Source organism: Glycomyces sp. NPDC048151 (assembly GCF_043202775.1).
In the GTDB taxonomy this organism is placed as follows: domain Bacteria; phylum Actinomycetota; class Actinomycetes; order Mycobacteriales; family Micromonosporaceae; genus Glycomyces.
Genome location: NZ_JBIDBB010000005.1, coordinates 314,983 through 327,628 on the forward strand (window position 1 = coordinate 314,983; position 12,646 = coordinate 327,628).

12 protein-coding genes are annotated in these 12,646 nt (G+C 69.3%); 6 read left to right on the forward strand and 6 right to left on the reverse strand.

Annotation, left to right across the window (positions count from 1 at the left end):
• The first annotated feature begins 10 nt into the window (after window positions 1-10).
• Window positions 11-325 carry a YbaB/EbfC family nucleoid-associated protein gene (locus ACGGCP_RS14040; protein WP_392965758.1) on the forward strand — a complete coding sequence of 105 codons (315 nt, stop codon included), beginning with the start codon at window positions 11-13 and terminating at the stop codon, window positions 323-325.
• Here the strand turns inward: ACGGCP_RS14040 and ACGGCP_RS14045 are convergent.
• A complete protein-coding gene (locus tag ACGGCP_RS14045; protein WP_392965761.1) occupies window positions 308-817 on the reverse strand; it encodes a hypothetical protein in 510 nt (169 codons plus the stop codon). The two genes, ACGGCP_RS14040 and ACGGCP_RS14045, sit on opposite strands and share 18 nt — an antisense overlap.
• A gap of 18 nt (window positions 818-835) precedes the next feature.
• Window positions 836-1,438, reverse strand: coding sequence for a hypothetical protein (locus tag ACGGCP_RS14050; RefSeq protein ID WP_392965763.1), 603 nt, complete (start codon window positions 1,436-1,438; stop codon window positions 836-838).
• Window positions 1,439-1,713: 275 nt separating this feature from the next.
• Here ACGGCP_RS14050 and ACGGCP_RS14055 point away from each other — a divergent pair, with 275 nt between their 5' ends.
• Window positions 1,714-3,660 (forward strand): potassium transporter Kup, encoded by a 1,947-nt coding sequence (locus ACGGCP_RS14055; protein WP_392965766.1) that lies wholly within the window; start codon window positions 1,714-1,716, stop codon window positions 3,658-3,660.
• On the opposite strand, the gene ACGGCP_RS14060 is transcribed toward ACGGCP_RS14055, so the two are convergent.
• On the reverse strand, window positions 3,657-4,541 hold the full coding sequence (locus ACGGCP_RS14060; protein ID WP_392965768.1) for an aldo/keto reductase family oxidoreductase: 885 nt from the start codon (window positions 4,539-4,541) through the stop codon (window positions 3,657-3,659). The two genes, ACGGCP_RS14055 and ACGGCP_RS14060, sit on opposite strands and share 4 nt — an antisense overlap.
• 142 nt (window positions 4,542-4,683) lie before the next feature.
• Here ACGGCP_RS14060 and ACGGCP_RS14065 point away from each other — a divergent pair, with 142 nt between their 5' ends.
• Complete coding sequence (locus ACGGCP_RS14065) at window positions 4,684-5,115, forward strand: winged helix-turn-helix transcriptional regulator (protein ID WP_392966314.1); 432 nt, start codon at window positions 4,684-4,686, stop codon at window positions 5,113-5,115.
• An 82-nt stretch (window positions 5,116-5,197) separates the two neighbouring features.
• On the opposite strand, the gene ACGGCP_RS14070 is transcribed toward ACGGCP_RS14065, so the two are convergent.
• Together ACGGCP_RS14070 and ACGGCP_RS14075 are read right to left on the reverse strand one after the other, a co-directional pair.
• Complete coding sequence (locus ACGGCP_RS14070; RefSeq protein WP_392965771.1) at window positions 5,198-5,542, reverse strand: hypothetical protein; 345 nt, start codon at window positions 5,540-5,542, stop codon at window positions 5,198-5,200.
• On the reverse strand, window positions 5,535-5,711 hold the full coding sequence (locus tag ACGGCP_RS14075; protein WP_392965773.1) for a hypothetical protein: 177 nt from the start codon (window positions 5,709-5,711) through the stop codon (window positions 5,535-5,537). The genes ACGGCP_RS14070 and ACGGCP_RS14075 overlap by 8 nt, the downstream gene beginning before the upstream one ends.
• A gap of 457 nt (window positions 5,712-6,168) precedes the next feature.
• Between ACGGCP_RS14075 and ACGGCP_RS14080 the strand changes: the two genes are divergently transcribed.
• The 3 genes from ACGGCP_RS14080 to ACGGCP_RS14090 all read left to right on the forward strand — a co-directional run bounded on the left by ACGGCP_RS14080 (window position 6,169) and on the right by ACGGCP_RS14090 (window position 10,126).
• Window positions 6,169-6,924 carry a DUF5753 domain-containing protein gene (locus tag ACGGCP_RS14080; RefSeq protein ID WP_392965775.1) on the forward strand — a complete coding sequence of 252 codons (756 nt, stop codon included), beginning with the start codon at window positions 6,169-6,171 and terminating at the stop codon, window positions 6,922-6,924.
• Window positions 6,921-7,157: a DUF397 domain-containing protein gene (locus tag ACGGCP_RS14085; RefSeq protein ID WP_392965777.1), complete on the forward strand. Its 237-nt coding sequence runs from the start codon at window positions 6,921-6,923 to the stop codon at window positions 7,155-7,157. Before ACGGCP_RS14080 ends, ACGGCP_RS14085 begins: the two co-directional genes overlap by 4 nt.
• Window positions 7,158-7,249: 92 nt before the next feature.
• On the forward strand, window positions 7,250-10,126 hold the full coding sequence (locus ACGGCP_RS14090) for a BTAD domain-containing putative transcriptional regulator (RefSeq protein ID WP_392965780.1): 2,877 nt from the start codon (window positions 7,250-7,252) through the stop codon (window positions 10,124-10,126).
• Window positions 10,127-10,293: 167 nt separating this feature from the next.
• On the opposite strand, the gene ACGGCP_RS14095 is transcribed toward ACGGCP_RS14090, so the two are convergent.
• A complete protein-coding gene (locus ACGGCP_RS14095) occupies window positions 10,294-12,537 on the reverse strand; it encodes a beta-L-arabinofuranosidase domain-containing protein (protein ID WP_392965783.1) in 2,244 nt (747 codons plus the stop codon).
• Window positions 12,538-12,646 lie beyond the last annotated feature (109 nt).

Genomic DNA, 12,646 nt, shown 5'->3' on the forward strand with positions numbered 1-12,646 from the left:
GGAGCGACCCGTGCACCACCACAACGGATCCGAGCTACCCGAGACCTTCGACTTCGCCGCGTCCATGCGCGAGTTCCGCGATCAGATGCGGGCGCTCAACGAACGCGCCGAACGCGTCCGCCACCTCATCGAGGCCACCAGCTTCCGCGTCGAATCGGCAGGAGGCGAGGTCGCGGTCACCATGACCACCTCGGGCCTGCTCGTCGGCATCGACTTCCGTCCCGCCGCCGACGACATGGCCCCCAATGCCCTGGCCGCCACGACCCTCGCCACCTACCACCGGGCCGCAGCGGCGGCCCGCAGCATGTCATCGACCGAACCGTGAGCGGCCCCAGACGATGACGGCGGCCCTGGCGAGCGACACGCTCGCCAGGGCCGCCGCCATGGCGCACACGACCGCGAACAGGACCACGAACGGCACGAACAGGCCCCAGTCCTGCGCGCCCGGCGCCCAGGCCCGCGGATGCTCGTCGCCCACGAACAGCGAGGTGTGCGCCGGGGCCAGGTTCGCCTCGACCTGCTGGCCTTCGACGCAGTCGCCCCGCACCTCGATGCGGGCCTCGACGAGGGCGCCGCCGTCCTCAGGGGCGAAGCGGCCCTTGCACACCTGGCCGTCCCGCTCCTCCTCGACCGACGTGACCACCGCTTCGCCCGGCGTCCCGAGGGAACCGCCGGACGCCCGGTAGCCGTCGGCGAGGGCACTGCCGTTGGCGCACAGGCCGACGCCGAATACAGCGGTCATGGCCAGGCCCGTCACCCCTACGGCGACGAGCCTGCCCAGGCCGCTCCTATGCTCGGTCTCGATGTCGTCTTCCACGGTGGCTCCTTAACCTCGTCATCGGCCGGCGCCGCGGCGCCGGGTCAGTCCGTCAAGCTGGTCGCGCAGGTGCACGACCTCCTGGTCGTCCCGGTCGCGGTCCTCCCACTCGAGGGCGAACCTCCGGCCGACCGAACCGAGCGACATCGCGAGGCGACGGATCCCCTCGCGGCGCTGCTCGTCGAGGTCGGCCGCCGCCCTCGCTGCAGTGAGGGTCAGCTCGTCGCCGAGCACGACCGGCCCGAAGTCCATGGCGCGCGGCGTCAGCAGCACCCGCGCGATCGGATACTCCACTGTGGCGTCCACCGCGACACCGCCGTCGGCGCTCACCGCGGAACCGGTGCAGTCCTCGCCGCCCGGGAAGGCGTCGACGCCGCCGGGCAGGTGCGGGAACCGTTCGCGCACAGCGGAAGCCGGGAACGCGCCCTCGTCCGAGGCGCGGCGGTGGACCGCGTCGGCGGCCTCACGGGACGTGCGGGTCACCAGCTCCGCGAGTGCGCGCATCCCGAGATGATCGGCGGTCGGCGCGAGCCGCACACGGGCGGCGCCGTCGCGGCCGATGTGCACGGTCACGGTGCCGCAGGCGCTGGTGCGCGTCACGGCGTCGGGCAGGTGGGTCATCGTGTCTCCTGTTGAAGACGTAGGTAATGAAACGGCTCCAACCTAGGCCCGTGAGCTGCGGATGTCCGTCTGCGCGACGTCAAATCCGCGTAGCGAACCCGTCAACGGGCGCCGCCGCCCGACCCCGGGCCGGGCCGGGGAGGCGCGCATCAACGCGGCGTCAAGTTCCGGGCCGCGCCCGTCACGATCGCGTACGGATTCGGCCCGAGCGGCCCGAAGCGGCGGACGGAGCCCGACCGGGGCGCTAGTGTCCGGCACCGGAAAGGAGCAACCAAGTGACCGCTCGAACGCCTCAAGAGGCGATCTCCCCGGACCGCACCCAGACCATCCGACACACGGCCCGCCTGGCCCTCGTCGTCGGCGCCCTCGGCGTCGTCTTCGGCGACATCGGCACCAGCCCGATCTACACCCTGCAGACCGTCTTCAATCCGGCCGACCCGCACCCCGTCCCCGTCACCACGGACAACGTCTACGGCATCATCTCGGTCGTCTTCTGGTCGCTGATGCTCGTCGTCACCGTCTTCTACGTCGGCCTCGCCATGCGCGCCGACAACGACGGCGAAGGCGGCATCATGGCCCTCATCACCCTCCTGCGCCGCCACCGCGCCCGCGGCCGCAAGACCGCCCTGGCCCTGGCCGGACTGGGCATCTTCGGCGCCGCCCTCTTCCTCGGCGACTCGATGATCACTCCGGCGATCTCGGTGCTCTCCGCGGTCGAAGGCGTCAAGATCATCGACCCCGGCCTCGAACCTGTCATCGTCCCCGCGACCGCCGTGATCATCGTGCTGCTCTTCGCGTTCCAGAAGCGCGGCACGCACATCATCGGCCGCGCCTTCGGTCCCGTCATGACCGCCTGGTTCCTCATGATCGCGTTCCTGGGCATCGGCGGCATCGCCACCGACCCCGGCGTCCTCAAGGCCCTCTCGCCCGCCTACGCGATCGACTTCATGGTCAGCGAGTTCCCCATCGCGTTCTTCGCCCTCGCCGCCGTCGTCCTCGCCTTCACCGGCGCCGAAGCCCTCTACGCCGACATGGGCCACTTCGGACGCGGACCCATCTCCCGCGCCTGGATCTTCCTCGTCTTCCCCGCCGTCCTGCTCAACTACATGGGCCAGGGCGCGATGATCCTCGACGACCCGGCGAACGTCACCGGCTCGTTCTTCCTCCTCGCCCCCGACTGGGCCCGCATCCCCGTGCTGCTCTTGGCGACCGCCGCCACGGTGATCGCCTCGCAATCGGTCATCTCCGGCGCGTTCTCCGTCGCCACCCAGGCCTTCGAACTCGGGTACCTGCCGCGCCTGCGCGTCGCCCACACCTCGGAGTACCAGTACGGGCAGGTGTACGTGCCCTGGATCAACTGGCTGCTGATGGTCTCGGTCCTGGTCCTGGTCTTCGCGTTCCAGACCTCGGGCGCGCTCGCCTTCGCGTTCGGCATGGCGGTCATCGGCACCATCACGATCACCACGATCCTGTTCCTCTACATCGCCCGCACACGTTGGGGCACACCGAAATGGCTCGTGTTCACCGGCGGCGGGCTGCTCCTCGCGATCGACCTGGCCTTCCTCGCCGCCAACACCACCAAGATCATCCACGGTGCGTGGCTCCCGCTGCTCATCGCGATCACGGCCTTCACCGTGATGGTCACCTGGCAGCGCGGCCGCGCGGTCGTCACCGCCGCCCGCACCCGCGCCGAAGGCTCACTGCGGGCCTTCATCGACAAGCTCCGCGCGGGCGAGCCCAAGACCGCCCGTGTACCGGGCACGGCCGTCTTCCTCAACCGGGGCAAGGACACCGCGCCCCTCGCGCTGCGCGCCAACGTCGAACACGCCCACGTGCGGCACGACCGGATCGTGATCGTCTCGGTCGAAACCCAACCCGTCCCGCGCATCCCCGAGGCCGACCGCGTCACGGTCGACGAACTCGGCTACGACCTCGACTCGATCCTGCACGTCACAGTCCGATTCGGATACACCGAGACACCGGACGTGCCGAAGGCGCTGGCGCTCTTGACACCCGAACGCTGCGAAGGCCGCGCGCTCGACCTCGACCACGCGGCCTACTTCCTCTCCACCATCCAGCTGCGGGCAGGTAAGGAGCCGACGATGGCGGCCTGGCGCAAGCACCTGTTCATCGCCACCTCGCGCATCACCGCCGACGCGGCCGAGCACTTCCGCCTGCCCCGCGACCGCACGGTCATCACCGGCTCCCACATCGAGGTCTAGACAGTGTTCGAGCGCCCGATGCCGTCCAGCTCCGCCAAGTCCTCCATGGAGAGGGAGAGCCCCGAACCGGCGATGTTTTCGCGCAGGTGCGCGACCGACGACGTGCCGGGAATGAGCAGCATGTTCGGCGACCGCCGCAGCAGCCACGCCAGCGCGACGGACATCGGCGCCGCCTCCAGCCGGGCGGCGACCGCCGCGAGCGCCGAGGACTGCAGGGGAGTGAAGCCGCCGAGCGGGAAGAACGGCACGTACGCGACCCCTTCGGCGGCGAGCCGGTCGACGAGCTCGTCGTCGTGGCGATGGGCGAGGTTGTACATGTTCTGGACGCACACGATCGGCGCGATGCGCTGCGCCTCGACGACCTGCTCCTCGGTGGCGTTGCTGACCCCGAGATGGCGGATCAGGCCCTCCTGCCGGAGCTCCACGAGCGCCTCGAACGACTCGGCGAGCGAGCCGGGCTGGGGCCCTTCGGCATTGCCGAGCCGCAGGTTGACGAGGTCGAGCGCCTCGAGCCGGAGGGATCTGAGGTTGTCGTGCACCTGGCGGCGCAGATCCTCGGGCCGCCGGGCCGTGGGCCAGCCGCCCTGTTCGTCGCGGGTCGCGCCGACCTTGGTCACGATGCGCAGCGAGTCGGAGTAGGGGTGCAGCGCCTCATGGATCAGCTCGTTGGTGAATCGCGGACCGTAGGCGTCACTGGTGTCGATGTGGGTGATCCCGAGGTCGACCGCTTCGCGCAGCACGGCCAGCGCCTCTTTGCGATCGGCCGGCGGACCCATGACCCACGGACCGGCCAGCTGCATGGCCCCGTAGCCGAACCGGGTGACCTCCAGGTCGCCAAGGGTCCAGGTGCCGCCTGGAAGCGAGAGGGAAGTGGTGCTCATCGTGTCGCCTTTCGTTGCGCGCCTTCGGAGGTGGCGACTGCCGCCTCCCCGCATCAGTATTGGAGCCAAACTTCCTGTCGGGAAGTAGGCACTTTGCAGTGCCTAACCCGCCTATCGGAGAGAGGCGTCGGCAGTGGCGACGATGAAGGCGGCCCAGAAGCGGGCTCAGGCCAAGGTGGAGTACAACGCGTTCCTGGCGGGATGCCCCAGCCGCCAGCTGCTCGACCGGATCTCGGACAAGTGGGTGGTCCTGGTCCTGTGCGCGCTGGGCGGCGACGCCCACCCCGGCCAGCCTGGGGCGAACGCGAACGCCCCGAAGGCGATGCGCTACTCCGAGATCGCCCGTCTCCTGGCCGGGGTCAGCCAGAAGATGCTGACCCAGACACTGCGGTCGCTGGAACACGACGGCCTGCTCACCCGGACCGTGACGCCGACCGTCCCCGTCACTGTCACCTACGAGCTGACCGACCTCGGGCTCTCGCTCCACCACATGACTCGCGGGCTCAGGAATTGGGCGCAGACGCACATGGCCGAAGTCCTCGCGAACCGCGAGAGCCACGACCCTCAGGCCTAGCCTGACGGCCCCATAGACCAGCGGGACAACGCGTTCATTCCCGCTGAGCGGCCCCGACCGGCACCGGTCGGGGCCGCAGTCTTCACTCGCTCCCGAGGTCGGGCATGAGGGCCCGGGACTGCTCCAGGATCCACGGGCACCACTCGTCACCGTTCCACGCGCCGTTCCAGACCGGTTCGTCATCGGCGGCGTCGGTGAACCGGCAGCACTCGCGCGGGCCCGCGCCGTCGTCGACATCGACCAGGAACCGGTTCGGGAAGTCCGGGAAGCCGTTGAGGCTCGGCCCGAGTTCGTAGACGGAGAAGCGCGCGGTGTAGCGAGTGAAGCCGCCGAGATAGCCGTACTTGGCGAGCTGCTCGTCCGAGCGGCGAAACGGACGGTCGCCGGGTTCCTCGGCGGGCATGGGCGGCATGGCGGTCCTAGCCATCGCAGAACTTCACCATCGGCGGCGCGGAGGGCACGGTGGCGTGGCCGCTGTGGAACACCCGGAACGCCGACTCCTCGACCCAGATCTTCCAGGTCGGTTTGAACGAGCGCCAGAACGGGCCCCACGTGGCTTTCAGGTCGCCGGAGTTCAACCCGGAGACGATCAGCACGATGTCTTCCTGCTCGCCGGTCAGGACTTGGAACGAGTCCGGTGCGTCGGCGCTTGAAGCCCGGACTCTGTAGGAGCGGTAGTCATCCCGGAACCACCCCCGTTCGAGTGAGTCGGTTCGGCTTGCACCGCTTCGATATCGATCGCTCATGACAGATGCCTCCACTTCGGATGGTTCGTGTGGCCACTTCTTGCGACATTTCGAAGGTTAGGCAGGTGGGCAGCTTGGATCAAGGGTGAAACTGCAGGTAGATGGGTATCTGTGCGCTGTGGCAGGTGGCCGTGGCGCTGGGCGTGTGGCGCTTGGCCACGGCTGGTTGGCCTGCGCGGAACGCCACACTGAACTGCTTCGCGATGGGGGTTGTGGATTCGGTGATGGTTGCTTTACTGAGTGCATGGCAACGAATCCACCACGCCAGACATCGATGCGCCGCAAGTTGATCGGGCGCAGACTCCGAATGAGAAGGCTCCAGTCAGGTCTGCCCATGCGCCACGCGGGGATCACTGCGATCGTCGGATCCACAAGGTCGCTCCAGCGGTTGGAAGGCGGAGAGGCGACCGGGCTGACCTACCCGATCATCGGTGCCCTGTGCGACCTGTACAAGGTCCCTGCGGAGGAGAAATTCGAGCTCCAGCGACTCTGGGAACTCCGGGAAGCCACAACCTGGACCCAGCCGCGCGGAAGGAGCGTCTTCGGCTACGACGCATACCGAGAACTCGAACTCCACTCCAGTGAGGTGTACCAGTACGAAGTCAACTTCGTCCCCGGCTACCTCCAGACCGAGCGCACCATGCGGATGATTTTCTCGCGCAACCCGGACTTCACGGACGCGGACATCAATCAGCAGGTCGAGAAGCGGAAGCGGAATCAAGCCCCGCTCTGGCAGAACAGTGGCGGCCGCAGGTTCAAGTTCCTGCTTAGCGAGGCGATCCTGCGAGCGGACTGCGATGCGGCCCAGATCGACCGTCTGGTCGAGGCTGACACGCTCGATCACGTCTCGGTGAAGTACCTGCCGTATTCGAGCGGGTCTGCGCTGCTGTACCTGCCGTTCACCCTGCTCACCTTCGCTAGCGACGGCGACGCCGAAATCGTCTATGTTGAGGCTCCGGACGCCTACCTATACTTCGAGGAGGCCGAATCCGTGCGGTACTACCGGACGGGTCTTGACGCCTCGGAAGGCCAGGCAAGGTCAATTAAGGAGTTCAAGATATGAGGCAGACTGGGTGGCGCAAGTCCAGCCGGAGTGGCGGTCAGCAAGACTCCCAATGCGTCGAGGCCCGGGCCATCGCGGCTGACTTCCAGGTGAGAGACAGCAAGCTCGGTGACGCCTCCCCGCTCTTCGACCTGAAGACGGCAGACTTCACCGGTCTCTTGCGCGCGGCAGGTCGCGACTTAGACGCCCGCGAACGCAACATCAGGGGCCGGGTGCATCGCGCCCGGCTCTGATGCATTCGGCGGTGCAACCAGGGTGCGTGCCAAGGCGTCTGTCTCCAGAGTGAACCGCTTGCTCTGCTCGCATCCACACGCAGGGAGTCGACTTGTCCGCCAATGCGCAGGAATTTCGGGTGCTGGGGCCGGTGCAACTGCTGGTGAACGGTCAGCCCGAGCCCCTGGGCGCCGCCAAGCCCCGCACGCTGCTGGCGCTCCTCCTACTGAACCTGAACCGGCCGGTCCGGCACGACTGGCTGATCGATCAACTCTGGGGCGAACACCCGCCCAATGCCGCCGACGCGACACTCCGCTCGTACGTGTACCAGCTCCGAAAGCGCCTGCGCGGCAAGGCGGACAGTCCAGTGCTTCGCGGCCGGAGCAAGGGCTACTCACTGGAAGCCGCAGACGACGCGGTCGACTCGAACCGCTTCGAGATCATCGCCGCGAAAGCCCGACAGGCGCTGCAGGACAACAGCTCAGGCGAAGGCCTCGCCATGCTCCGTGAAGGCCTCGGCCTCTGGCGCGGTGCCGCCTCGTTCGTCGACATCGACGCTCCCGCCGTGCGCGACAAGGCCAGGCTGCTCGACGAACTGCGCCTCGAAGTCCTCGAACAATGTCTAGCCGTAGACCTCGACTCAGGCGCTTCCACGACCACCGTCGCCGAACTGGAAGCGCTCACAACGACCCATCCGCTCCGCGAAGGACTCTGGCGACTGCTCATGCTCGGCCTCTACCGCGCCGGGCGGCAGGCCGAAGCGCTCTCCGCTCACCAGCGCCTCTACCGCCTGCTCGACGCCGAACTGGGCATCAAGCCCTCACCTCCGATCGAAGAGCTGCACCAGCAGATCCTGCGATACGACCCCCGCCTCAAGGCCCCGGAGCAGAACGCAACCGGCGGAGGGGTCGTCTCAGTGCAGACCGTCCCCAGACAGCTGCCGTCCTCCGTCGCCCACTTCACCGGGAGGGAAACGCAGCAGTCCGCATTGGACGATCTGCTCACCACCCCCGCCGACTCGACCGGATCGGCGAGGGTCGCCGTCATCTCAGGTCCCGCCGGGATCGGGAAGACCGCGCTCGCCGTCCACTGGGCGCACCAGGTCGCCGACCGGTTCCCGGACGGGCAGCTGTACCTGAACCTCCGAGGTTTCGACCCGGTCGGGCAGCCGGTGGCCCCGGGCGAGGCCGTCCGGGGCTTCCTCGAAGCACTGCGCACACCGCCGAGCGAAATGCCGAGCGACCTGGACGCCCAAGCCGCCCTGTACCGCAGTCTGGTGGCCGACAAGCAGATCCTGGTGGTCCTCGACAACGCCCGCGACTTCGACCAGGTCCGTTCGCTACTGCCCGGCACGGCTTCGAACCTGGTCCTGGTCACCAGTCGCAACATCATCTCCGGACTGATCGCCCACGGCGCCCGGCCGGTCGCCCTGGCGGGCCTCGACGCCGATGAGTCCGCGCGGTTCCTGGAGCGCCGCATCCGAGACGGGCGAACGAGCGCCGAACCCGAAGCCGCCGATCGGATCGCCGAAGCCTGCGACGGGCTCCCGCTCGCGCTGGCGATCGTGGCCGCCCGCGCCGCGACCCGGCCGGACTTCTCGCTCGCGTCCCTCGCCGCGACGCTCCACGACGCGCGCGACCGCCTCGACGCGTTCGCCGACCCCGATCCCTCGGTCGACCTCCGCACGGTCTTCTCCTGGTCCTACCAGGCACTCACAGTCGACGCGGCCCGGCTGTTCCGGCTCCTCAGTGCGCATCCGGGACCGGACATCACCCCCGAGGCGGCCGCAGCGGTCGCCGGGACCACGGCTCCCGCTGCGAGTCGGCTCCTCGCCGAACTGACGAGCGGCAACCTGCTCACCGAGCCGACCCCCGGGCGTTTCGCCTTCCACGACCTCCTGCGCGCGTACTCGGCCGACCTGGCCGACTCCCTCGACACCCGTGACGACATCGAAGCGGCGACCCGCCGGCTACTGGACTTCTACCTCCAGACCGCCCACGCCGCCAGCCGTCTGGTGGACCCGACCCGGGACCCTCTCCGACTCTCCACTATGGCCTCAGGCGTCGCGCCCGTCGCGTTCGCCGACGGCATGGCCGCGATGGCGTGGTTCGCGTCCGAGGGGGCGGCGCTGGCGGCGGCCGTCCATCACGCGATCGAGCACGGTTTCGACAGCCATTGCTGGCAATTGGCCTACACCCTCCGCGACCACCTCGACCGTGGCCCGTGGCAGGACCAGGTCGACATCTGGCAGACCGCCATGGAGGCCGCCCGAAGGCTCGACGACTCCGATGCCGAAGCCCGCCTGTGCCGCCTGCTCGCAGAGGCGTACAGCCAGCTCGGCCGCAGTGAAGACGCGCATGCGCTGCTCGACCGCTCGCTGCTCCTGTGTCAGGGCATGAACGACCGCGCGGGCGAAGCCCACGCCCACCTCATGCACGGCCGCCTCTGGATGCGGCAGGGGCGGTCCGCCGAAGCGCTCGAAGGCGCTGAGCGCGCGCTCGACCTGTACCGGGCGTCAGAGCACCGCGTCGGGCAGGCCAACGCGCTCAACGCGATCGGGTGGGCCCACTCCCAGTCCGGCAATCACCTCGGGGCGCTGGGCTACTGTGCTCAGGCCGTGGAACTCCTGGAGGCGATCGGGGACCGCCACGGCCAGGCGGCCGCGCTCGACAGCCTCGGCTACACCCACCACTGCCTCGGGCGGCAGGCCGAGGCCATCGTCTTCTACCGGCGGTCCCTCGCCCTCTACCGGGACCTCGGCCACAGCCAAGGCGAGGCAGAGACCTTCGTCAACCTGGGCGACGCCCAGCACGCGAGCGGCGATGTCGCTGCGGCCCAGCGGACTTGGCGGCGTGCGCTGGCGGTCCTCGAACACGTCGGCCACCCCGACGCCGAGAAGGTCCGCGCCAAACTCGGCGCGCTGCCAGCGCCCGATTCTATCGGTGCAGGGGAGGACCCGCAGTCAACTGGCGCGCCGGGAGGGGACTGAAGCCGAAAAGGCCGCACGTCCCCAGCCCGGTGCCTGCGGACCAGCGCATACGAGGAGCGCGACGGGATCCTGGCCGCGCGCGACGCCGAGCCCGCCCCTGTACGGAAGCCTGAGGGCCGATTCGGGCGATGGCGCGTGTGTCGAACCTCCGGTTCGTCCGGTGCGTCTCAGCGGAGGAGGCGCACGGTGGTGATGCCGGGTGTCGCCTTGCCGTCAGGCGCGGCGATTTCGAGGGTGCAGGCGGGGGACGTCTGCAGCAGGCCGAAGTCGAGCTCGGTGTCGCCGTGTCGGTCTTCCCAAGTCTCCTCGGCGATGCGTATGCCTTCGAGGTGCACGGTGATGCCGGTGGATCCTCCCGCGTGACGGAAGCCGATGCGCAGCACGCGCCCGGCCCTTTCGGGATCGTTGAGCACGACCGACATGCGGGCGGTGGTGGTGCGGGCGCGGCGGCCCTGGGCGTCGACGGCGACGAGTGTCGCTTCGCCGCGGAAGCCGTGGTCGGTTTCGGGCTGCTGTTCGCCGAAGGCGACTGCGTCAACGGTCGCGGCGTCGAGGGCGAGGGGCCCGCGGTCGGCCTCGACCAGCGTGTCGCGGCGCCGGGCGACCTTGTCAGGTGCGGCGACGGGCCAGTAGACCGTGTAGCGGCTGTCGTGCACCTCGTAGAGCGGCACCAGCTCGGCTTCGCCTGCGGGATCGGCGAATCGGAGGCGGTAGCGCAGTGGTGCCTCGCGGCTGAGGACGTCCTCGGCGGCCGAATCCGCGATGATCGGGAGGTCGGCGACGCCGACCAGGGCTCCGTGGCCGATCTGCGACCACCCGGCGTCGTCGGCGCGCAGTCCCGTGAGATGCGCCGTGCCCTCTTTGGACGCGAGGAGGACGGGTCCGGCGAAGTACGCCTGCCACGGGGAGCCGTCGGGCAGGCGCTCGGCCCGCACGCGCAGCGGGAGGCGGAAGGCGAGCACGTCGCCGGACCGCCATTCCCGTTCGAGCACGACCGCGCCCGGAACTGGTCCGGCCTCGACCGGTCTGCCGTTGACCGTGAGGTCGACGGGGCCGTCGCATCCGGCGGGCACGCGCAGTCGCAGCGGGAAGGTGCGCGGCCCTTCGATGTCCACGGTCAGGCGCACATGCTCGTCGGCGGGGAAGCCGGTCTCCAGGCGGAAGCGGCCGCCGAACTCGGGCGCGTCGAGGACGGCGGGGGTGTACAGGTTGACCGCGAGGGCGCCGTCGTGTTCGCCGAAGACGAACTCGCCGTACTTCGCCTGCATCTCGATGCCGGTGCCCACGCAGCACCACATGGAGCTTTCGAGCTGGGAGTAGACGCGGTAGTGGCGCGGCCGCATGGGGGTGAAGTAGACCAGGCCGCCGTGCTCGGGGTGCTGGGAGGCCAACTGGTGGTTGTAGACCGCCCGCTCCGCATAGTCCAGTTGGGACGGATCGAACGCGGACTCGGCGAGCGCCTTCGTCAGCTTGAGCATGTTGTAGGTGTTGCAGGTCTCGGGGCCCGTGCGGTCCTCGATCATCAACGTGAAGTCGTCCCGGGCGTGGAAGTGCTCGCGGACGCTGTTGCCGCCGTTGGCGACCGTGCGGTGCTCCACGACCTCGCGCCAGAAGCACTCGGCCGCGGCGAGCAGCGCTTCGTCGCCGCGGACGGCCGCCGTGGCCGCGTAACCGACGGCTTTGGGGATCTGCGTGTTGGCGTGCAGACCGGTCAACTCGTCGCGGCCCTTGAGGAGCGGGTCCAGGATCGCCCGGTGGGAGAACCGCACGGCCATGTCCGCGTACGCACGGCGCCCGGTGATCGCGGCGAGATCGGCGAAGGCCTCGTTCATGCCGCCGAACTCGGTGTCGAGCATCGCCTCGAAGGCTTCGTCGTCGATCCCCTCGGCGATGTCCAGCCACCAGTCGGCGAGGCGGGTGACCACCTCGAGCGCCTGTTCGTGGCCGAGGAGGCGGTGCGCGTCGATCAGGCCGGCGAAGGTCTTGTGCACGCTGTACCAGGGCGCCCAGTGGCGGCCGAGTTCGCGCGCCGCCTCGATGCCGCCGCCGCGCAGGTCCTCGAACAAGGCCGCGCCCTTGGTGACGCCGCCGAGATAGCCGGTGCCCCAGTGGGTCTGGGCGCGGTCGAGCTCGGCGACCATGTAGTCGAGCCGCCTGCGCGGCTCCGCCTCACCGGTCGCGGCCGCGAGGAGCGCGAGCGCGGAGAGGCAGTGGCCGCCGATGTGCCCGGCGAGGACGGTGCTCTCCCAGCTGCCGTAGTTCTCAGCGCGGGGTTCGAGCCCGGCTTCGCGCAGGAACGGGGCCAGCAGGCGATCGGGCTCCCAGGACAGGACGTAATCCAGGTCCGTGCGCACCGCACGCGAGAACGGGCTCTCCAGCAGGCGCACGCGCGAGAGCGGGAAGAACTTCATGCGCAGCTCCAGGGCAGCGGCCGGGGGCGAAGCGTGGTTGCCATGCCGTGAGCCTAAAGACCGGCGGCGGTTTCCGCGTGGGTCAGAGTCACCGTCCACTGGTCGATAT

Coding starts and splice junctions, on each gene's coding strand:
- ACGGCP_RS14065 (WP_392966314.1), top strand. CDS start 4,684: ATGAAGGCGGCCCAGAAGCGGGCTCAGGCCAAGGTGGAGTACAACGCG.
- ACGGCP_RS14080 (WP_392965775.1), top strand. CDS start 6,169: ATGAGAAGGCTCCAGTCAGGTCTGCCCATGCGCCACGCGGGGATCACT.
- ACGGCP_RS14095 (WP_392965783.1), bottom strand. CDS start 12,537: ATGAAGTTCTTCCCGCTCTCGCGCGTGCGCCTGCTGGAGAGCCCGTTC.
- ACGGCP_RS14050 (WP_392965763.1), bottom strand. CDS start 1,438: ATGACCCACCTGCCCGACGCCGTGACGCGCACCAGCGCCTGCGGCACC.
- ACGGCP_RS14085 (WP_392965777.1), top strand. CDS start 6,921: ATGAGGCAGACTGGGTGGCGCAAGTCCAGCCGGAGTGGCGGTCAGCAA.
- ACGGCP_RS14070 (WP_392965771.1), bottom strand. CDS start 5,542: ATGGCTAGGACCGCCATGCCGCCCATGCCCGCCGAGGAACCCGGCGAC.
- ACGGCP_RS14060 (WP_392965768.1), bottom strand. CDS start 4,541: ATGAGCACCACTTCCCTCTCGCTTCCAGGCGGCACCTGGACCCTTGGC.